This window comes from Methylobacterium bullatum, assembly GCF_014845095.1.
In the GTDB taxonomy this organism is placed as follows: domain Bacteria; phylum Pseudomonadota; class Alphaproteobacteria; order Rhizobiales; family Beijerinckiaceae; genus Methylobacterium; species Methylobacterium bullatum.
Map to the genome: position 1 here is coordinate 1 of NZ_NKUG01000106.1, position 21,565 is coordinate 21,565.

A 21,565-nucleotide genomic window follows, 5' to 3' on the forward strand; every position below is an offset into this window, starting at 1 on the left:
GACAGCGTCACCATGGACGTCACCCTCATCGTCCCCGTCGCCATGGAAGAGAAGCTCCGCTTCGCCATCCGTGAAGGCGGTCGCACCGTCGGCGCAGGCGTCGTCGCAGCCATCAACGATTAAGTTCGGTACGCTCCTGCCGGGGCGCTTTTCTACCTACACCGCGTCACCCACGGATCGCCGCTGATCCGTGGGTGTTTTTTTTGCCTTCCATCATGAGGACCTCCACACGATGATGGTTTCCACCACCAACGAGATCGCTGGTTATCGTGTCGTTGCGCATCTCGGGATGGTCCGTGGCATCACGGTCCGCTCACGCAGCGTCATTGGGAACGTTGTCGGCGGGGTCCAGGCACTGTTCGGCGGTCGGATCGACGCCTACCTCTCTCTGGCCGAAACCGCTCGCCGGGAATCGTTCGAACACATGTGTGAACAGGCGGCAGCCGCCGGCGCCGATGCGATTGTGGGCATGCGCTACGATGCGACCGACATCATGGACGGCATCACCGAAGTCCTGGCCTATGGCACCGCAGTGAGAGTTGTTCGGGAATAGGCCAATGCCCCGCTTGTGCACCGGCTCGTTCCTGTATAGAGGAGCGGGGCGCGTAGGAGTGTAGCTCAACTGGTCAGAGCGCCGGTCTCCAAAACCGGAGGTTGCGGGTTCGAGTCCCTCCACTCCTGCCAGTGTTTCCTTGAGCGCAATGCCGGAACGGCCTCCTGTCGGGAGTGTCGAACCGGAGCGTGTTTCCCGCTCTCTGTCGATATGTCCGCGACGGTCGACAAGACCCGGGACTTGCGCTAGAGCGTTCGCACTCCGAGATCGGTGACTGTGTTCGGTGCGGGCTTCGACCAGAGCCTCCGCACCGGCCCGCTTTCCGGTCAGAGCCGATTTTCCCTGTTGTTGGCATCAATGGCATCGAACGAAGCAACGAAGAAGGCGGACCTGGCGCGCACCCCGCAGCGCGGATCCGCCACGCCGACGCCGCCTCGGGCGACCCCGCCCGTGCGGCCCGCGCCCAAGCGCGTCGGCCCGGCCGAGTTCCTGTCCCAGGTGCGCGACGAGGGCCGCAAGGTCACGTGGCCGTCCCGCAGGGAGACCACCGTCACGACGATCATGGTGTTCATCATGGTCGTGGCGGCGAGCATCTTCTTCACGGTCGTTGACCAGGCCCTGCGCTACATCGTGACCCTGATCCTCGGGGTCGGCGCCTAGAACAACTGAGTCTCCCTGGGCGCGTCGTCGCGACCGGGCAGACCGACGTCAGGATTTGGTGAGAACCGTGTCGAAACGCTGGTACATTGTCCACGCCTACTCGAATTTCGAGAACAAGGTCGCCCAGTCCATCAAGGATCAGGCGGCTCAGCGCGGGCTGATGGAGCTGTTCGACGAGGTCATGGTCCCGACCGAAAAGGTCGTCGAAGTCCGCCGCGGCCGTAAGGTCGACGCCGAGCGGAAGTTCTTCCCCGGTTACGTGCTGGTGAAGTGCGATCTGACCGACGAGGTCTACCACCTCATCAAGAACACCCCCAAGGTCACCGGTTTCCTCGGCGCCGACAAGTCGAAGCCGGTGCCGATTCCCGATTCCGAAGCCGAGCGCATCAAGGGTCAGGTCGCCGAGGGCGTCGATCGTCCCAAGCCCTCGATCTCCTTCGAGATCGGCGAGACCGTCCGCGTCGCCGACGGTCCCTTCGCCTCCTTCAACGGCACCGTCGAGGAAATCGACGAGAGCCGTTCGCGCCTCAAGGTCGCCGTGTCGATCTTCGGTCGCGCCACCCCGGTGGAACTCGAATACGCCCAGGTCGAGAAGATCTGATTTTTTCGAATTTCGAGGTCGGTCGCGACTGACCGGTCTTCAGCTTTTCCGCGCGGCGCCAAGCCGAGCGTGAAAATGGCCGTCGGGTCCAGTCCCCGGACGGCGTCACACGCGGGAGGTCCGCCCGGTTTGCCGCCGGGATCCACGGACCGCACCGCGACCTGCAACCGCTCGCCCCGTCCGTGCTCCAGGCAGCCGGGCGGCGAGCCTACATTTGGGAGCAGTCCCTATGGCAAAGAAGATCACGGGCTACGTGAAGCTTCAGGTTCCGGCCGGCGCCGCGAACCCGTCGCCGCCCATCGGCCCCGCGCTCGGTCAGCGTGGCCTCAACATCATGGAATTCTGCAAGGCCTTCAACGCGAAGACCTCTCAGATCGAGAAGGGCACCCCGATCCCGGTCGTCATCACGGCGTACCAGGACCGCTCCTTCACCTTCGAGATGAAGCAGCCGCCGGTCACCTTCTTCCTGAAGAAGGCCGCCGGCCTGAAGATCGGCAAGAAGCCGGCTTCCGGCTCCAAGACCCCCGGCAAGGGCCCGACGGTGGGCAAGGTCACCGAGGCTCAGCTTCGCGAGATCGCCGAGAAGAAGATGCCCGACCTGAACTGCGACTCGGTTGACGCCGCCGTCGCCATGATCCGTGGCTCCGCGCGGGCCATGGGCCTCGACGTCGTCGCTTAAGGGGAGGGCACAATGGCACACGAAGGCAAGCGCATCCGCGCCGCCCGCGAGGGCATCGACGCGCTCAAGCTCTACACCATCGACGAGGCGATCGCCTTGGTGAAGCAGAAGGCCAGCGCCAAGTTCGACGAGACCGTCGAGGTCTCGATGAATCTCGGCGTCGACCCGCGTCACGCCGACCAGATGGTCCGTGGCGTCTGCAACCTGCCCAACGGCTCCGGCCGGACGGTGCGGGTGGCGGTGTTCGCCCGCGGCGCCAAGGCCGACGAGGCCCGGGCCGCCGGTGCCGACATCGTCGGCGCCGAGGACCTGCTCGAGATCGTCCAGAGCGGCAAGATCGAGTTCGACCGCTGCATCGCGACCCCGGACCTGATGCCCCTCGTCGGCCGTCTCGGCAAGGTGCTCGGCCCCCGCGGCCTGATGCCGAACCCGAAGGTCGGCACCGTCACCATGGACGTGAAGTCCGCGGTCGCCGGCGCCAAGGGCGGTTCGGTGGAGTTCCGCGTCGAGAAGGCGGGCATCGTCCATGCCGGTATCGGCAAGGTCTCGTTCGACGAAGCCAAGCTCGTCGAGAACATCAAGGCGTTCGCCGACGCGGTGGCCAAGGCCAAGCCCGCCGGCGCCAAGGGCACCTACATCCAGCGCGTCGCCGTGACCTCCTCGATGGGCCCGGGCGTGCGGGTCGAGCCCTCGACCGTGCTGACCGCCTGATCGGCGCTTCTCCCCTGAAGATATGAAAACGCCCGGCTCACAAGGCCGGGCGTTTTCTTTTGGCCGGGCGCTTTTTCCGTCTATGGCAGGAGCCGCAGGCGCCGGCCCGCCAGCAGCGTCGCGGTGAGCCCGGCGAACATCGCCGCGCCCAAGAGCCAGCCCGATGCGGCGCCCGCCATGATCCCGGACAGCAGCGTGCCGACGCTGCAGCCGAGACCGGTCATCGCGCCCCAGCCGCACGCCGCTCCGACCAGGCACCCACGCTCCCAGCCCCACGCTGTAGCCGACCGCCCCCGCGGCCAGGGCGGCGAGGATGCCGAGTGCCCCGCGCGGGTCACGCCGATCGATGAGGTCGCGCCACTGGCAGAAGCAGAAGAAGCGCAGGCGTTGCAGCACGAAGCCGAGCAGGGCTCCGAATGTCAGGGACAGCGCGAGCCGTTCACCGCCGGGATCGCCCGACATCTGCAGGGCCGCGACCAGGAATGCAGTCCCGATCAGAGGTCCGTATGCCAGAGGACGTTCTGTGCGCGGGGCACATGCCCGCGCTCGTAGACGCCCGGCTCGACGCTGACGTCGACGATCCGGAGCTTCGGCGAGGCGAGGTTGGCCTCGAGCCATTCGGTGGAGACGAGGGGGGCCGGTCTGGCTCTGTTTCTGCTCGGTGGCATGAGCCGCCACAGGCCCGATCATCGGCAAGGCCAGGGCGGCCAGAGCCATACGTGCGGCAAGGAGGGTTCTGAAGGACACGGGCGCGCTCCGGCGAGGAAGACTCGTCGCGTCGCGGCTGAGCTCGCACATTTGCAGGCGATGCTCCGAAACTCGACCGCACCCCTTCGGACTCCGCGGGCGAATGCCCGGCTTTCCGCCCAGGCATTCGCGTCCGTGCTCATGCACGCCAGAACGGCTTGGAAGCCTCAGCACGCAGGGCGACGGGATCGAGATCGAGCGCCTTCATTTGTTCCGAGGTCAATTCGCGAATTGTACGCCGCCCGGCCGCCCTGCTGTACCAGATCGACAGGAGAGCGATTGCTCTCGCGGGAAAGCGCTGGTTAGGGTGGCCGAGAGAGTCGAACGGCCTCGCGAGAGGCCGAGCGTTGGTGGATAAATTGTCGGATATCGGCATGATCGGGTCACCTCCATCGGGTCGCCCACTCCTATTGATCCGAAATTGAATCGAATCAATTAAATCATTGTACTCGGAGCAATGCGCGCGTGGCAGACTATCGGACGATTTCGGAGGGGATCGCCGCGGACATCGCCCGGGGGCGCCTGGCGCCGGGGAGCCGGATGCCGACGCAACGGCAGTTCGCCTTCGAACGCGGGATCGCCGTCTCCACCGCGAGCCGTGTCTATGCGGAACTGTCGCGGCGCGGACTGATCACCGGAGAGGTCGGACGCGGCACCTTCATCCGCGCCTCGGCCTCCGCCGCGGCAGCATTGCCGGACTCCGAGACCGGACTCATCAATCTCGAGCACGTCTTCTCGATCCTGCCCCATCAGGCGGCGGAGCTGAGCGCCAGCCTCGGCGCCCTACTCGAACCGGCCAGGCTCCGAGCCGCGTTCTCGCCGGTCCGGCCGGGCGCGAAGGAGCCGGCGCGCGCCGGGGCGGCGGCCTTCTTCGCGCGGGGAGGGTGGTCGGCCGACCCCGAGACCGTCCTGTTCACCGGGGCCGGACGCCAGGGCATCGCCGCGGCGATCTCGGCCCTGGCCCAGCCCGGCGATCGGATCGGCGTCGAGGCCATGACCTATCCCATCGTCAAGGGCCTCGCGGCCCGGCTCGGCGTCGAACTGGTTCCCCTCGCGATGGATGCGGAGGGGGTGATCCCGGACGCCATCGAGCGGGCTCATCGCGAGGCCCCCCTCCGCGCCCTCTACCTCCAGCCCGTCCTGCAAAGCCCCCTCGGCCAAACCATGAGCGCGGATCGCCGGCACGCCATAGCATCGCTCCTCGGCAGACATGACCTCGTCTGCATCGAGGACGCCGTGTACGGGTTCCTCTGTGACGAGGAGCCCCTGGCCGCCCTGGCACCCGAGAGGGTGATCGTCGTCGACAGCCTGTCGAAGCGCCTCGCTCCGGGCCTCGGCCTCGGTTTCGTCGCCGGGCCGCCCCATCTCACGCAGCGGCTCGCGGGCTCGATCCGCACGGGAGGCTGGACCGCGAGCGGACTCCCCCTGGCGGTGGCCCTTCATCTCATGAACGACGGAACGGCGAGCCGGATCGGCAAGGCGAAGCGGGCGGACGCGGCAGCGCGCCAGAGCGCGGCCCGGGAAGCGCTGAGCGGCCTCGACGTCCGGGGCGATCCGAGGGCGTTCCACCTCTGGCTCTCTCTTCCTCCCCATTGGACGGCGGAACGCTATGCGGGCGCCGCGGCGCGCAATGGCGTGGCGGTGTCGCCGGCCAGCGCTTTCGCCGTCGATCCGGCAACGCCGGAGAACGGGGTGCGCCTCGCGCTCGGCTCACCGCCCTTCGAGCGGCTCGAGACCGCACTTCAGACGCTGCGGCGCCTCGCTCTCGACGAGGACGATTCCGTGGTGGAGTGAGATCCACACCGTCGGCGGGACCCGCACGACGGGCCGGCGGACCCGAGGCGCATCTCGCGCCTGCGTCAAACGCGCGCGAAGGCTCCTCCCCGGCGACGCGGCAGGGCGAGATCCATCCCAGAAAGGGTCAAGAAATCAACACGCGAGGGTGACGCCTCCGCACCTGTCTGTGCTAGGAATGCCGCCATGCGATGCACCCTCTCCGTCACCTCCAATCGACGCATCCTGTGCGTCTTTCCCGCATACACGCCGTCCTTCGGGACGTTCGCCCATGCCTACCCGTTAATGGGCGGGGTGAAGGCCTTCATGCCACCGCAGGGCCTTCTCCTCATCGCGGCCTATATGCCGGAGGAATGGGAATACCGGTTCATCGACGAGAACATCAAACGGGCCGGGCCGGACGATTTCGCCTGGGCCGATGCGGTGTTCGTGTCGGGCATGCACATCCAGGCCCCCCAGATTCGGGACATCTACGCCAGGGCGCATGCCGCCGGTAAGGTGACGGCGCTGGGCGGCCCTTCGGTCTCCGGATCGCCCGAGCAATATCCGGAATTCGACTATCTCCATATCGGCGAGATCGGCGACGCCACCGACGAGCTCGTGTCGATCCTCGACCGCGACGTGTCGATCCCGGCGAGCCAGGTTCGCCTGGAGACCAAGGAACGCCTTCCGCTCTCGGACTTTCCGGCACCCGCCTACGAGGCCGCCCCCCTCAAGCGCTACCTCATCGGCTCCCTGCAATTCTCGTCCGGCTGCCCCTATCGCTGCGAGTTCTGCGACATCCCGCAGCTCTATGGCCGGCAGCCGCGCCTGAAGACTCCGGAGCAGATGCTCGGCGAGCTCGACGCGATCATCTCGCAGCCGGGCCATCCGGCCGTCGTGTACTTCGTCGACGACAACTTCATCGGCAACCGCAAGGCCACGAAGGACATGCTGCCCCACCTCGTGGAGTGGCAGAAGAAGAACCATTACCCGCTTCAGTTCGCCTGCGAGGCGACCCTGAACATGGCCAAGCAGCCCGACATCCTGGAGCTGATGCGCCAGGCGAACTTCATGACCGTCTTCGTCGGCATCGAGACGCCGGAAGAGGACGCGCTGGCGGGAATCGACAAGAAGCACAACGCCGCCGTGCCGATGTACGAGGCGATCGAGACGCTCAACAGCTTCGGCCTCGAAGTCACCTCGGGCATCATCCTGGGCCTCGACACCGAGACGGACGGCTCGGAGCAGAAGCTCATCGACTTCGTCGACAAGTCGGCGGTGCCGGTGCTGACGATGAACCTGCTCCAGGCCCTGCCGAAGACGCCGCTCTGGGATAGGCTGACCCGCGAGGGGCGCCTCACCCACGACGCGGCGCTGGAATCCAACGTCCTGTTCAAGCGCCCGCACGACGACGTGGTGGCGAGCTGGCGCCGGGCCATCGCCCATGCCTACGAGCCGGAGAACCTGTTCGCGCGCTTCCGCTATCAGGTGGAGCGGACCTATCCGCACCGGATCAAGACGCCCACCAGGGGCAAGCTGACGCGGACCAATCTCCGTCGCGGCCTCGTGCTCGGCTTCAACATCGCCCTGCGCGTGGGAATCCTGTCGGATTACCGGGGCGTGTTCTGGCGCGCGGCGGGCCATGCCCTGAAGCGCGGACAGATCGAGGCGGTCTTCAACATGGGCTTCGTCGCCCACCACCTGATCCGCTTCACCCGCGAGGCCCTACGCGGCGAACACAACGCCTCCTTCTACGCGGCCAAGGCCGATCAGAAGCTGGAAAATGCCCGCACGCCCTGGTGGCAGGCCGCGCGTAAGTTCCTGCCGACGTAGGGACTTACCTCAGCGCCCCAAGTTCCTCCCGCCGCAGAGGCGGGAGGAAATCCCGTCAATCAAAATCGTACAAGCACGGCGGATTTCTTCACCTGGGGCACTTGGCAGGGCGCTTGCTAGGGCCTATAGACCCCGCTCAACGTTTTTCACACTTTGAAAGGATTCGACCAATCGGTCGATATCCGACATGCGAATTCGTCTGGGCGACCAGACGATAATGGCCGGAAGGCTTTGAGGGGCGAACAGCCCCTTCAAGCCTCGTCCGGCCATGTCCTGTCCGAGACTGCAGGCGCCGGGCAACCGGCTTAATTCCCCAGCCTGCACAGACGGGGAAGACCGAATTCAAGACCCTCTCGGCACCGCGATTCGCGGCGCAGTCAGGTATCGGTTTGAACCATCTCGCCCGTGCCGTCCACCGTTCCGGAGGATGTCAGGGGACAGGGCCGTGAAGCGTCGTCCAGGACGTTCCGGCTTCTCGCTGAGCCGAGTTCCGTTCCGGGCGGCATGTGCAACCGGCGGCCCCTCCCCGAGAGGGACCCGCCAACCGGAGAGAGCCCCAGTGGACAGGACAGCCAAAGCTGATCTCGTCTCGACGCTCAACGGCGTGTTTGCGAACACGTCCGTCGTCGTCGTGGCCCACTACAAAGGCCTCACGGTCGCCGAGATGCAGAAGCTGCGCGCGCAGATGAAGCTGGCCGGTGCCACCGTGAAGGTCACCAAGAACCGCATCGCCAACATCGCTCTCGATGGCACGGACGTCGCCTCCATCAAGCCCCTCCTGAAGGGTCCGACCCTGCTCGCCTATTCGAGCGATCCGGTCGCGGCTGCGAAGGTTGCGGTGGATTTCGCCAAGGGTAACGACAAGCTCGTGATCCTCGGCGGCGCCATGGGAACGACCGCTCTGAACCCGGACGGTGTGAAGGCGCTCGCGTCGCTCCCGTCCCTCGACGAACTGCGCGGCAAGATCGTGGGCCTCATCCAGGCTCCCGCGACCAAGATCGCTCAGGTCGTCAACGCTCCGGCTGCCAAGCTGGCTCGCGTGTTCGGAGCCTATGCCACCAAGGACGCGGCTCAGGACGAAGCGGCCTGACGCCGCCTCGTCCTTCACAAACCATCCGTTCAAACCGATATCCAAAGGAAGAATACAATGGCTGATCTTGCCAAGCTCGTCGACGACCTGTCCTCGCTGACCGTTCTAGAAGCCGCCGACCTCGCCAAGCTCCTCGAAGAGAAGTGGGGCGTCTCCGCCGCTGCTGCCGTCGCCGTCGCCGGTCCGGCCGCTGGCCCGGCCGCCGTCGTCGAGGAGCAGACCGAGTTCACGGTTCTCCTGACCGCCGCTGGCGACAAGAAGATCGAGGTCATCAAGGAGGTCCGTGCGATCACCGGCCTCGGCCTCAAGGAAGCCAAGGACCTCGTCGAGGGCGCTCCGAAGGCGGTCAAGGAGTCCGTCAACAAGGAAGAGGCCGAGAAGCTCAAGGCCCAGCTCGAGAAGGCCGGCGCCAAGGTCGAGCTCAAGTAAGTTGCCGATGGGCCAAATCAGGCCCGTCACTTCCGGTCGGTCCCATCGGGGCCGGCCGGCACCGACGCCCGCGGGTCTCCGACCCGTGGGCTAAGGTCGCTTCAGGCGACCGGGCGGTCCTGGAACGGACCGGCGGCATTTCATTTCGGGTGGGCTTGGTCCGGCGGGACGGGTTCATCGCCTGGTCGCGGGAGGCATAAAGCCTTCCCCGGGCACCCGGTACGCGGGACGTAGGAGCGAGGTCACCCATGGCCAACACGCTGGTCGGTCGCAAGCGCATTCGCAAATTCTTCGGCAAGATCAAGGAAGTCGCCGAGATGCCGAACCTCATCGAGGTTCAGAAGGCATCCTACGACCAATTCCTGATGATGGACGAGCCGGAAGGCGGACGGGGCGACGAAGGCCTGCAGACCGTGTTCAAATCGGTCTTCCCGATCTCCGATTTCTCGGCGACCGCGCTCCTCGAATTCGTCAAGTACACGTTCGAACAGCCGAAATACGACGTCGACGAGTGTCGCCAGCGCGGCATCACCTTCGCGGCTCCCCTCAAGGTGACGCTGCGCCTCATCGTGTTCGATGTCGACCCCGATACCGGCGCGAAGTCCGTCAAGGACATCAAGGAGCAGGACGTCTACATGGGCGACATGCCCCTGATGACGGAGAACGGCACCTTCATCGTCAATGGCACCGAACGCGTCATCGTCTCGCAGATGCACCGTTCGCCGGGCGTGTTCTTCGATCACGACAAGGGCAAGACCCACTCGTCGGGCAAGCTCCTGTTCGCCGCCCGCATCATCCCGTATCGCGGCTCCTGGCTCGACGTCGAGTTCGACGCCAAGGACATCGTGCACGTGCGTATCGACCGGAAGCGCAAGCTGCCGGCGACCTCGCTGCTGTTCGCTCTCGGCCTCGACGGTGAAGAGATCCTCTCCACCTTCTACAACCGCGTCATCTACGACCGCGACGGCGCCGAATGGCGGGTTCCGTTCGATGCCGACCGTCTGAAGGGCTTCAAGGCATCCGTCGACCTGGTCGACGCCGATTCCGGCGAAGTCGTGCTCGAGGCCGGCAAGAAGCTCAACGCCCGCAACGCCCGCCAGATCAGCGAGCGCGGCGTTCAGTTCTTGAAGGCCACCGACGAGGACCTGATCGGCCAGTACATCGCCGAGGATCTCGTCAACCCGAAGACCGGTGAGATCTGGGCCGAGGCCGGCGACGAGATTTCCGACAAGCTCCTCAAGAGCCTGGAAGAGGTCGGCGTGTCCGAGCTCCCCGTGCTCGACATCGACCACGTCAATGTCGGTCCCTACATCCGCAACACGCTGGCCGTGGACAAGAACTCGTCCCGCGAAGGCGCGCTGTTCGACATCTACCGCGTCATGCGTCCCGGCGAGCCGCCGACGCTCGACACCGCCGAGGCGATGTTCCACTCGCTGTTCTTCGATTCCGAGCGCTACGATCTCTCGGCGGTCGGCCGCGTGAAGATGAACATGCGTCTCGACCTCGACGCCGAGGACACCGTACGCACCCTGCGCCGCGAGGACATGCTCGCGGTCGTCAAGGCGCTGGTGGACCTGCGCGACGGCAAGGGCGAGATCGACGACATCGATCACCTCGGCAACCGCCGTGTGCGTTCGGTGGGCGAGCTCATGGAGAACCAGTACCGCCTGGGTCTCCTGCGCATGGAGCGCGCCATCAAGGAGCGCATGTCCTCGGTCGATATCGACACGGTCATGCCGCAGGACCTCATCAACGCGAAGCCCGCCGCGGCCGCGGTGCGTGAGTTCTTCGGCTCGTCGCAGCTGTCGCAGTTCATGGATCAGACCAATCCGCTCTCGGAAGTGACGCATAAGCGTCGCCTCTCGGCGCTTGGCCCTGGCGGTCTCACCCGTGAGCGCGCCGGCTTCGAGGTGCGCGACGTGCACCCGACCCATTACGGCCGCATCTGCCCGATCGAGACGCCGGAAGGCCCGAACATCGGTCTCATCAACTCGCTCGCAACCTTCGCGCGGGTGAACAAGTACGGCTTCATCGAGACTCCGTTCCGTCGCGTGAAGGACGGCGTGGTGACGAAGGAGGTCTCCTACCTCTCGGCGATGGAAGAGGCGAAGTACTACGTTGCCCAGGCCAACGCCCAGATGGACGAGAGCTTCAAGCTGACGGAAGACCTCGTGGTCTGCCGTCGGGCCGGCGACGTCATCGTCGTGCCGCCGGACCGCGTCGACCTCATGGACGTGTCGCCGAAGCAGCTTGTCTCGGTGGCCGCGGCGCTCATCCCGTTCCTCGAGAACGACGACGCGAACCGCGCCCTGATGGGTTCGAACATGCAGCGCCAGGCGGTGCCGCTGGTCCGCGCCGACGCGCCGTTCGTCGGTACCGGCATGGAAGCCGTGGTCGCCCGCGATTCGGGTGCCGCCATCGCGGCGCGCCGCTCCGGCATCGTCGACCAGGTGGATGCGACCCGTATCGTCATCCGCGCCACCGAAGAGGCCGATGCCAACAAGCCCGGCGTCGACATCTACCGCCTGCAGAAGTTCCAGCGCTCCAACCAGTCGACCTGCATCACGCAGAAGCCGCTGGTCCGCGTGGGCGAGCAGGTGAAGAAGGGCGAGATCATCGCCGATGGTCCGTCGACGGAGTTCGGCGAGCTGGCGCTCGGCCGGAACGTGCTCGTCGCGTTCATGCCGTGGAACGGCTACAACTTCGAGGACTCGATCCTGCTCTCCGAGCGGATCGTGAAGGATGACGTGTTCACCTCGATCCATATCGAGGAGTTCGAGGTGATGGCCCGAGACACCAAGCTCGGTCCGGAGGAAATCACCCGCGACATCCCCAACGTCTCGGAAGAGGCGCTGAAGAACCTCGACGAGGCCGGCATCGTCTATATCGGCGCCGAGGTCCACGCAGGCGACATCCTGTGCGGGAAGATCACCCCGAAGGGCGAGAGCCCGATGACGCCGGAAGAAAAGCTTCTGCGCGCCATCTTCGGTGAGAAGGCGTCGGACGTGCGCGACACCTCGCTCCGGGTTCCCCCGGGCGTCACCGGCACCATCGTCGAAGTCCGGGTGTTCAACCGCCACGGCGTTGACAAGGACGAGCGCGCCCAGGCCATCGAGCGCGAGGAGATCGAGCGTCTCGCCAAGGATCGTGACGACGAGCAGGCGATCCTCGACCGCAACACCTATGCCCGCCTTGCCGGCGTTCTCATTGGCCAGTCGCCGATCGCCGGTCCGAAGGGCTTCAAGAAGGAGACCACGCTCAGCCGTGAGCTCCTGAACGAGTACCCGCGCTCGCAATGGTGGCAGTTCGCCGTCGTCGAAGACCGTCTCATGACCGAGATGGAAGCGATGCAGAAGCAGTACGACGAGTCGAAGAAGCGCCTCGAGCAGCGCTTCCTCGACAAGGTCGAGAAGCTGCAGCGCGGCGACGAGTTGCCCCCCGGCGTCATGAAGATGGTCAAGGTCTTCGTCGCCGTGAAGCGCAAGATCCAGCCGGGCGACAAGATGGCCGGCCGTCACGGCAACAAGGGCGTCGTGTCGCGGATCGTGCCGATCGAGGACATGCCGTTCCTCGAAGACGGGACGCATGCCGACATCGTGCTCAACCCGCTCGGCGTGCCGTCCCGCATGAACGTCGGTCAGATCCTCGAGACCCATCTGGGCTGGGCTGCCGCCGGTCTCGGCCGCAAGGTCGGGCTCGCCGTGGACGCCTATCTCCGCAGCAACGACATCGCGCCCCTCAAGGCGGAGATGGAGGCGATCTACTCGCCGTCGGAACTGGAGGGCCTCTCGGACGACGACATGGCGGAGGCGGCCAACAACGTCCGCCGCGGCGTGCCGATGGCCACTCCGGTGTTCAACGGCGCCAAGGAAGCCGACATCGAGACGATGCTGGAGTTGGCCGGGCTCGACCGTTCGGCGCAGTCGACGCTCTACGACGGGCGCACGGGCGAGCCTTTCGACCGCAAGGTGACGATGGGCTACATCTACATGCTGAAGCTCCACCACCTCGTGGACGACAAAATCCACGCACGGTCTATCGGTCCGTACTCCCTGGTCACCCAGCAGCCGCTGGGCGGAAAGGCGCAGTTCGGCGGCCAGCGCTTCGGCGAGATGGAGGTCTGGGCACTGGAAGCCTACGGCGCGGCCTACACGCTGCAGGAGATGCTCACGGTGAAGTCGGACGACGTCGCCGGCCGCACCAAGGTCTACGAGGCCATCGTCCGCGGCGACGATACCTTCGAGGCCGGCATCCCCGAGTCCTTCAACGTGCTCGTCAAGGAGATGCGCTCGCTCGGCCTCAACGTGGAGCTCACCTCCTCGAAGAAGCTCGCGAACGACCAGCTCGACCCGCCCGCCGAGGCGGCCGAGTAAGACCACACCACACGCTCCCGCGCCGGCACCTCGCCGGCGCGGTCCGAGCGGGGAGGGGAAGCGCCTCCCGGGACGACGGCCAGCGGCGACCCGACCGGTCACTGCGCCGACCTCACGTTTTCAGCACGCGGTAGCCCCTCGGCGGAGGGTGCGCCCCGTCAGCAGGAGTCGATCCATGAACCAAGAGGTCATGAATCTTTTCAACCAGCAGGCTCAGCCCCAGAGCTTCGACCAGATCAAGATTTCGATCTCGAGCCCCGAGAAGATCCTCTCGTGGTCCTTCGGCGAGATCAAGAAGCCCGAGACGATCAACTACCGCACGTTCAAGCCCGAGCGCGACGGCCTGTTCTGCGCGCGCATCTTTGGCCCGATCAAGGATTACGAGTGCTTGTGCGGCAAGTACAAGCGCATGAAGTACAAGGGCGTCATCTGTGAGAAGTGCGGCGTCGAAGTCACCCTCGCGCGCGTTCGGCGCGACCGCATGGGGCATATCGAGCTCGCCGCCCCCGTCGCCCATATCTGGTTTCTGAAGTCGCTGCCGAGCCGCATCGGCCTGCTGCTCGACATGGCGCTCAAGGACCTCGAGCGCATCCTCTACTTCGAATCCTACTGCGTCATCGAGCCGGGCCTCACCCCCCTCAAGGAGCGTCAGCTCCTCTCCGAGGAAGAGTACCTGCGCGCCCAGGAGGAGTACGGCGAGGATAGCTTCACCGCCATGATCGGCGCCGAGGCCATCCGGCGCATTCTGCAGGAGCTCGACCTCGACGGGATCGCGAACTCGCTCCGCGAGGAGATCGCCACAACGACCTCCGAGTTGAAGCCCAAGAAGCTCCTCAAGCGCCTGAAGATCATCGAGGCCTTCCAGATGTCGGGCAACAAGCCCGAATGGATGATCCTCACCGTGGTTCCGGTGATCCCGCCGGACCTTCGCCCGCTCGTCCCCCTGGACGGCGGCCGCTTCGCCACGTCCGATCTGAACGACCTCTACCGCCGCGTCATCAACCGTAACAACCGCCTGAAGCGGCTGATCGAACTGCGCGCGCCAGACATCATCATCCGCAACGAGAAGCGCATGCTTCAGGAAGCGGTGGACGCGCTGTTCGACAACGGCCGCCGCGGCCGCGTCATCACGGGTGCCAACAAGCGTCCGTTGAAGTCGCTCGCCGACATGCTCAAGGGCAAGCAGGGCCGCTTCCGCCAGAACCTGCTCGGCAAGCGCGTCGACTATTCCGGCCGCTCGGTGATCGTGGTGGGCCCGGAGCTGAAGCTGCATCAGTGCGGCCTGCCGAAGAAGATGGCCTTGGAGTTGTTCAAGCCCTTCATCTACGCACGCCTCGACGCCAAGGGTTTCTCCGCCACCGTCAAGCAGGCCAAGAAGCTCGTCGAGAAGGAGAAGCCCGAAGTCTGGGATATCCTCGACGAGGTGATCCGCGAGCACCCGGTGATGCTCAACCGTGCGCCGACGCTCCACCGCCTCGGCATCCAGGCGTTCGAGCCGAAGCTGATCGAAGGTAAGGCGATCCAGCTTCACCCGCTCGTCTGCGCGGCCTTCAACGCCGACTTCGACGGCGACCAGATGGCCGTCCACGTCCCGCTCTCGCTGGAAGCCCAGCTCGAAGCGCGCGTGCTGATGATGTCGACCAACAACATCCTGCACCCGGCCAACGGTCAGCCGATCATCGTGCCGTCGCAGGATATCGTGCTCGGCCTGTACTACCTGTCGATCGTCGCCGAGGGCGCCATCGGCGCCTTCGACCCGACCAACAAGAAGAACCCGATGCAGGGTGTCTTCGGCACCATCGGTGAACTCGAGCACGCCCTCGCGGCCAACACCGTGAAGCTGCACTCGAAGATCCGCTGGCGGTGGAACGGCATCGGCCCCGATGGCGAGCCGCTGACCCAGACCTACGACACCACGCCCGGCCGCGTGATCCTGTCCACGGCCCTGCCGCTGCACAAGAAGGTCCCCTACGACGTCGTCAACAAGCTGATGACGAAGAAGGAGATCTCCGCGATGATCGACACCGTCTACCGCCACTGCGGTCAGAAGGAGTCGGTGATCTTCTGTGACCGCATCATGGCGCTGGGCTTCAACCACGCGTTCAAGGCCGGCATCTCGTTCGGCAAGGACGACATGGTGGTGCCGGACAACAAGTGGCCGATCGTGGACGACACCCGCGCGCTGGTGAAGGACTACGAGCAGCAGTACAACGACGGCCTGATCACGCAGGGCGAGAAGTACAACAAGGTGGTGGATGCCTGGGCCAAGTGCTCGGACAAGCTCGCCGCCGAGATGATGCTGCGCATCTCCACCGTGCAGAAGGACGAGAACGGCGCCGACAAGCAGATCAACTCGATCTACATGATGAGCCATTCCGGTGCCCGTGGTTCGCCGGCGCAGATGAAGCAGCTCGCCGCGATGCGCGGACTCATGGCCAAGCCCTCGGGCGAGATCATCGAGACCCCGATCATCTCGAACTTCAAGGAAGGCCTGGACGTTCTCGAGTACTTCAACTCGACGCACGGAGCCCGTAAGGGCCTCGCCGACACCGCCTTGAAGACCGCGAATTCCGGCTACCTGACCCGCCGTCTCGTCGACGTGGCACAGGACGCCGTCATCCGTGAGGTCGATTGCGGCACCACCAACGGCATCAAGATGCGCGCCATCGTCGATGCGGGCCAGGTCGTGGCTCCGCTGTCGATCCGCATCCTCGGCCGCGCCACGGCCGAAGATCTCGTGGCTCAGGACGGTACGGTCATCGTCAAGACCAACGAGACGATCGAGGAGAAGCACCTGCCCGCCATCCAGGCGGCCGGCATCCAGGAGGTGAAGATCCGCTCGGTGCTCGTCTGCGCCACCAAGAGCGGCGTCTGCGCCACCTGCTACGGGCGCGATCTCGCCCGTGGAACGCCCGTCAACATGGGCGAGGCGGTCGGCGTCATCGCGGCGCAGTCCATCGGCGAGCCGGGCACCCAGCTCACCATGCGTACCTTCCACATCGGCGGCGCGGCGCAGATCGCGGATTCGTCCTTCATCGAGTCGAGCTTCGAAGGCACGATCAAGATCCGCAACCGGGCGCTCGCGCGCAACACCGACGGCGATCTCATCGCCACCGGTCGTAACGTGGCGGTGGTCATCGTCGGCACCGATGGAGCGGAACGTGCGGTCCACCGCCTGCAATACGGCGCACGCCTGCGGGTGGACGAAGGCGACACCGTCAAGCGCGGCCAGCGCATCGCCGAGTGGGACCCCTATACCCGTCCGATCATCACCGAGACCGACGGTATCGTGGCCTACGAGGATCTGATCGACGGTCAGTCGATCACCGAGACCACCGACGAGTCGACCGGCATCGCCAAGCGCGTCGTCATCGACTGGCGTGGTACGGCCCGCACGGCCGACCTCAAGCCGGCCATGCTGGTCCTTGACCAGGACGGCAAGCCGATGAAGCTGCCGCGCGGCTCGGACGCCCGCTACTTCCTCCCGGTCGACGCCATCATCGGCTACGACCCGGGCGGCACGGTGAAGGCCGGCGACATCCTCGCCCGTGTCTCCACCGATTCGGCCAAGACCCGCGACATCACCGGCGGTCTGCCGCGGGTGGCGGAGCTGTTCGAGGCCCGTCGTCCGAAGGACGCGGCGATCATCGCGGAGAAGTCGGGCACGATCCAGTTCGGGCGCGACTACAAGAACAAGCGTCGCCTGACGCTGACGCCGCATGACGGTTCGGATGCGGTCGAGTACCTGATCCCGAAGGGCAAGCACATCCACCTCCAGGACGGCGACGTCGTGGAGCTCGGCGACTACATCGTCGACGGCAACCCGGCGCCGCACGACATCCTCGCGATCAAGGGCGTGGAGGAGCTCGCTGCTTACCTCGTCAACGAGATCCAGGAGGTCTACCGGCTCCAGGGCGTGTCCATCAACGACAAGCACATCGAGGTGATCGTCCGTCAGATGCTGCAGAAGGTGGAAATCACCGATGGCGGCGATTCGGAGATCCTGACGGGCGACCAGATCGACCGGACGGAACTCGCGGACATCAACGAGAAGCTGCTCGCCGAGAACAAGAAGCCCGTGGTGGGCGTGCCGGTGCTGCTGGGCATCACCAAGGCGTCCCTGCAGACGAAGTCGTTCATCTCGGCGGCCTCGTTCCAGGAAACCACCCGCGTCCTCACCGAGGCGGCCGTCAACGGCAAGGTCGACCATCTCGAGGGCTTGAAGGAGAACGTCATCGTCGGCTCGCTCATTCCGGCGGGCACCGGGTCGATGGCAGCCGACATCCGCGCCGTGGCGCGGCGTCGCGACGCCATGATCCTGCAGCAGAAGGCAGCGGAGAGCGGCGCCCAGCCCCTCAGCGAATTGCCGCCTGCCGCCGAGTGATCCTCGACGACAGCGTTCGGAAAGACCGAAGGGGCGGCCAGCGATGGCCGCCCTTTTTCGTTGCGCGAAACCACTCTGGCGAGGCAAAGACGGGATCGATCTCCCGACGGGAATCCGCAGCGAATCGCAATCACCGCCGCCCTCCGGTCCGTGCTCATGACCTTGATCCGATGGGGCGAACCTGCCATCCATCGCTTCTACGGGGCGCCCGACTCCTCAGCGGGCCAATAATCGGGCGTTAACCGCCGGTCGGACCAAACTTTATCGTGCTTCGGGATTGACGTTCCGCCGTCCCCCGCATAGAAGCACGCCACTCCGGCACAACAGCAGGACATAGCGAGTCGCGACCCTCGGGCCGAGAGACAATCGCTAATCCGGTTCCGGCACTCACATCGACTGACGTCCTTGTCAGATCAGTAGGTACGAGCGCGCCGCAATGCGTGATCCTCTGCCGAACACGCGCCACGGGTCCTCACCGATCCATGGTGCATATTCGTTTTGCGGATCTTCTTATCGAGATCCGCGACAGCCTGGAGACAGGCTGCCTCGTGAAGCCGAACATGGGATCGCGTCTCAGCGGTCCGAATGAAGAGGGCAGAGTATGCCGACGATCAACCAGCTGATCGCGCAGCCGCGTAAGGCGCAGAAGAGCCGCAACAAAGTGCCGGCGCTCGACGCCTGCCCGCAGAAGCGTGGCGTTTGCACCCGCGTCTACACGACGACGCCGAAGAAGCCGAACTCGGCTCTCCGTAAGGTCGCCAAGGTCCGTCTGACCAACGGTTTCGAAGTCATCGGGTACATCCCCGGTGAAGGTCACAACCTTCAAGAGCACTCCGTGGTCATGATCCGCGGCGGCCGCGTGAAGGATCTTCCAGGTGTTCGCTACCACATCCTGCGCGGCGTGCTCGACACGCAGGGCGTCAAGGGTCGTAAGCAGCGCCGCTCCAAGTACGGCGCCAAGCGCCCGAAGTAAGAATTTCGCTCATCCCGTAAGGATGTCGCCGACCTCCATGAGGTTCAGGTGGCCTGCGCGGGGTGGTTTCAAGACCTTGATTTATAGACGGAGCGAGCGATGTCCCGCCGCCATTCTGCTGAAAAGCGTGAGATCATCCCGGACGCCAAGTACGGCGACATCGTGCTCACCAAGTTCATGAATTCCATCATGTACGAGGGCAAAAAGTCGATCGCCGAAGGTATCGTCTACGGCGCGTTCGACATCGTCGAGAACCGCGCCCGTGCGAACCCGATCGAGGTGTTCCGCGCCGCTCTCGAGAACGTCGCTCCGGCGATCGAAGTGCGGTCCCGTCGCGTCGGCGGCGCGACCTACCAGGTCCCCGTCGAAGTTCGCACCGAGCGTCGTCAGGCTCTGGCGATCCGCTGGCTCATTCAGGCCGCCCGTGGCCGCAACGACCGCACCATGGTCGAGCGCCTCTCGGCCGAACTCCTCGATGCCGCGAACAACCGTGGCAACGCGGTCAAGAAGCGGGAAGACACGCACCGGATGGCTGAAGCCAACCGCGCCTTCTCGCACTACCGCTGGTAAGCGGCCCCGGACCCTTTCAGGAGCAATCCGATGCCCCGCACGCATGCGATCGAGGACTACCGTAATTTCGGCATCATGGCTCACATTGATGCTGGAAAAACTACGACCACTGAGCGGATCCTCTACTACACCGGCAAGTCCCATAAGATCGGCGAAGTCCATGACGGCGCCGCGACGATGGATTGGATGACGCAGGAGCAGGAGCGTGGCATCACGATCACCTCCGCCGCGACCACCTGCTTCTGGCGCGACAAGCGCCTGAACATCATCGACACCCCCGGCCACGTAGACTTCACCATCGAAGTGGAGCGCTCGCTGCGCGTCCTCGACGGCGCCGTCTGCGTGCTCGACGGCAACCAGGGCGTCGAGCCCCAGACCGAGACCGTCTGGCGTCAGGCCGACAAGTACGACGTCCCGCGCGTCGTGTTCGTCAACAAGATGGACAAGATCGGCGCCGACTTCTTCAAATGCGTCGCCGACATCATCGACCGCGTCGCCGGCAAGCCCGTTTGCCTGCAGCTGCCGATCGGCGCCGAGACGACCTTCAAGGGCGTCATCGACCTGATCAAGATGAAGGCCATCGTCTGGACGTCCGAGAAGCTCGGCGCCGATTTCTCGGAGACCGAGATCCCGGCCGACCTCGCCGATCAGGCTGCCGAATACCGGATCAAGCTCGTCGAAGCCTGCGTCGAGATGGATGACGATGCCATGTCGGCCTATCTCGACGGTGTCGAGCCGGATGCCGAGACGATGCATCGCCTCGTGCGCACGGCCGTCCAGCGTCGCGCCTTCCACCCCGTGCTCTGCGGTTCGGCGTTCAAGAACAAGGGCGTTCAGCCCCTGCTCGACGCCGTCGTCGATTACCTGCCGTCTCCCGCCGATCGCGGCGAGATCAAGGGCCTCGACTTCAAGACCGAGGAAGAGACCGTTCGTCATCCGTCCGACAGCGATCCCTTCTCGATGCTGGCGTTCAAGATCATGGACGACCCGCATGTCGGCACGATCACGTTCTGCCGTGTCTACTCGGGTAAGGTCGAATCCGGCGCCAACGTCATCAACTCGTCGCGCGACAAGAAAGAGCGTGTCGGCCGCATGCTTCTCATGCACGCCAACAACCGCGAAGACGTGAAGGAAGCCTTCACCGGCGATATCGTGGCTCTGGCCGGTCTCAAGGAAACTCGTACCGGCGATACGCTGTGCGACCCGAAGGACGCCGTCATCCTCGAGAAGATGGAGTTCCCCGAGCCCGTCATCGAGATCGCGGTCGAGCCGAAGTCCAAGGCCGATCAGGAGAAGCTCGGCATCGCTCTCGCCAAGCTCGCCGCTGAGGATCCTTCGTTCCGCGTCTCCACGGACCAGGAATCGGGCCAGACCATCCTTCGCGGGATGGGCGAACTCCATCTCGACATCAAGGTCGACATCCTGCGCCGCACCTACATGGTCGACGCGAATATCGGCCAGCCGCAGGTGGCGTATCGTGAGAAGCTCACGAAGCGCACCGAGATCGACTACACCCACAAGAAGCAGACCGGCGGTACCGGTCAGTTCGCTCGGGTGAAATTCGTGGTCGAGCCGAACGAGCCGGGCAAGGGCTTCGAGTTCTCCTCGAAGATCATCGGCGGCACGGTGCCCAAGGAGTATATCCCGGGCGTCGAAAAGGGCCTCAACTCGGTGCTCGGTGCCGGTATCCTCGCCGGCTTCCCGGTGGTGGACATCAAGGTCGAGCTGATCGACGGCGCCTATCACGATGTCGACTCGTCGGCCCTGGCCTTCGAAATCGCCTCCCGTGCGGCGCTCCGTGAAGCCCTCCAGAAGGGCGGATCGGTTCTGCTCGAGCCGGTCATGAAGGTCGAGGTCGTCTCGCCGGAAGAGTATACCGGTTCGGTGATCGGCGATCTGAACTCCCGCCGTGGACAGATCCAGGGCCAGGACATGCGCGGCAATGCGAACGTCATCAACGCGATGGTGCCGCTGGCCAACATGTTCGGCTACGTGAACCAGCTGCGGTCCTTCTCCCAGGGCCGCGCGAACTTCACGATGCAATTCGACCATTACGAAGAGGTGCCGCGCGGCGAGGCCGAGAAGGTCGTCGCGAAGTACGCTTAAGGCTTCCCGCCTTTTCCGGACCGCAGCAGCATCACCTGAAACACTGAGATTACGGAGGCTACGATGGCCAAAGAGAAGTT

At 65.0% G+C, this 21,565-nt stretch carries 17 protein-coding genes and 1 tRNA gene; 16 read left to right on the top strand and 2 right to left on the bottom strand.

What is annotated here, in order from left to right; translation table 11 throughout:
• From MBTS_RS15555 to rplA, 7 genes are all read left to right on the top strand, one after another.
• Positions 1 to 123: EF-Tu C-terminal domain-related protein (locus tag MBTS_RS15555; RefSeq protein ID WP_483403774.1), on the top strand; the 123-nt coding region annotated here is incomplete at its 5' end.
• Positions 124 to 232: 109 nt separating this feature from the next.
• The gene (locus MBTS_RS15560; protein WP_056145562.1) at positions 233 to 553 is read left to right on the top strand and encodes a YbjQ family protein; all 321 of its coding nucleotides are present in this window, start codon (positions 233 to 235) and stop codon (positions 551 to 553) included.
• A 54-nt stretch (positions 554 to 607) separates the two neighbouring features.
• A tRNA-Trp gene (locus MBTS_RS15565) sits at positions 608 to 684 on the top strand.
• A gap of 226 nt (positions 685 to 910) precedes the next feature.
• Positions 911 to 1,213 (top strand): preprotein translocase subunit SecE, encoded by a 303-nt coding sequence (gene secE, locus MBTS_RS15570; RefSeq protein ID WP_056145558.1) that lies wholly within the window; start codon positions 911 to 913, stop codon positions 1,211 to 1,213.
• Positions 1,214 to 1,280: 67 nt separating this feature from the next.
• Complete coding sequence (nusG, locus tag MBTS_RS15575; protein ID WP_018044246.1) at positions 1,281 to 1,814, top strand: transcription termination/antitermination protein NusG; 534 nt, start codon at positions 1,281 to 1,283, stop codon at positions 1,812 to 1,814.
• A 229-nt stretch (positions 1,815 to 2,043) separates the two neighbouring features.
• Complete coding sequence (gene rplK / locus MBTS_RS15580; protein WP_018044245.1) at positions 2,044 to 2,493, top strand: 50S ribosomal protein L11; 450 nt, start codon at positions 2,044 to 2,046, stop codon at positions 2,491 to 2,493.
• Positions 2,494 to 2,505: 12 nt separating this feature from the next.
• Positions 2,506 to 3,204: a 50S ribosomal protein L1 gene (rplA, locus tag MBTS_RS15585; protein ID WP_018044244.1), complete on the top strand. Its 699-nt coding sequence runs from the start codon at positions 2,506 to 2,508 to the stop codon at positions 3,202 to 3,204.
• 80 nt (positions 3,205 to 3,284) lie between these two features.
• Here rplA and MBTS_RS15590 read toward each other — a convergent pair whose 3' ends face one another.
• Positions 3,285 to 3,428, bottom strand: a complete 144-nt coding sequence (locus MBTS_RS15590; protein ID WP_187273444.1) for a hypothetical protein — start codon at positions 3,426 to 3,428, stop codon at positions 3,285 to 3,287.
• 270 nt (positions 3,429 to 3,698) lie between these two features.
• On the bottom strand, positions 3,699 to 3,872 hold the full coding sequence (locus tag MBTS_RS15595; protein WP_147832707.1) for a rhodanese-like domain-containing protein: 174 nt from the start codon (positions 3,870 to 3,872) through the stop codon (positions 3,699 to 3,701).
• Positions 3,873 to 4,416: 544 nt separating this feature from the next.
• On the opposite strand from MBTS_RS15595, the gene MBTS_RS15600 reads away from it, so the two are divergent.
• From MBTS_RS15600 to fusA, 9 genes are all read left to right on the top strand, one after another.
• Positions 4,417 to 5,745, top strand: a complete 1,329-nt coding sequence (locus MBTS_RS15600) for an aminotransferase-like domain-containing protein (protein WP_147832708.1) — start codon at positions 4,417 to 4,419, stop codon at positions 5,743 to 5,745.
• Positions 5,746 to 5,931: 186 nt separating this feature from the next.
• A complete protein-coding gene (locus tag MBTS_RS15605; RefSeq protein WP_018044240.1) occupies positions 5,932 to 7,560 on the top strand; it encodes a B12-binding domain-containing radical SAM protein in 1,629 nt (542 codons plus the stop codon).
• A 559-nt stretch (positions 7,561 to 8,119) separates the two neighbouring features.
• A complete protein-coding gene (gene rplJ / locus MBTS_RS15610; RefSeq protein ID WP_018044239.1) occupies positions 8,120 to 8,650 on the top strand; it encodes a 50S ribosomal protein L10 in 531 nt (176 codons plus the stop codon).
• A 57-nt stretch (positions 8,651 to 8,707) separates the two neighbouring features.
• Complete coding sequence (gene rplL / locus MBTS_RS15615; protein ID WP_018044238.1) at positions 8,708 to 9,079, top strand: 50S ribosomal protein L7/L12; 372 nt, start codon at positions 8,708 to 8,710, stop codon at positions 9,077 to 9,079.
• Positions 9,080 to 9,327: 248 nt separating this feature from the next.
• Positions 9,328 to 13,452, top strand: a complete 4,125-nt coding sequence (rpoB, locus tag MBTS_RS15620) for a DNA-directed RNA polymerase subunit beta (protein WP_018044237.1) — start codon at positions 9,328 to 9,330, stop codon at positions 13,450 to 13,452.
• Between the two features lie 175 nt (positions 13,453 to 13,627).
• Positions 13,628 to 17,836, top strand: coding sequence for a DNA-directed RNA polymerase subunit beta' (rpoC, locus tag MBTS_RS15625; RefSeq protein ID WP_018044236.1), 4,209 nt, complete (start codon positions 13,628 to 13,630; stop codon positions 17,834 to 17,836).
• Between the two features lie 601 nt (positions 17,837 to 18,437).
• Positions 18,438 to 18,809, top strand: coding sequence for a 30S ribosomal protein S12 (rpsL, locus tag MBTS_RS15630; protein ID WP_018044234.1), 372 nt, complete (start codon positions 18,438 to 18,440; stop codon positions 18,807 to 18,809).
• Between the two features lie 99 nt (positions 18,810 to 18,908).
• Positions 18,909 to 19,379: a 30S ribosomal protein S7 gene (gene rpsG / locus MBTS_RS15635; protein WP_018044233.1), complete on the top strand. Its 471-nt coding sequence runs from the start codon at positions 18,909 to 18,911 to the stop codon at positions 19,377 to 19,379.
• A gap of 30 nt (positions 19,380 to 19,409) precedes the next feature.
• Positions 19,410 to 21,485 carry an elongation factor G gene (fusA, locus tag MBTS_RS15640; RefSeq protein WP_018044232.1) on the top strand — a complete coding sequence of 692 codons (2,076 nt, stop codon included), beginning with the start codon at positions 19,410 to 19,412 and terminating at the stop codon, positions 21,483 to 21,485.
• Positions 21,486 to 21,565 lie beyond the last annotated feature (80 nt).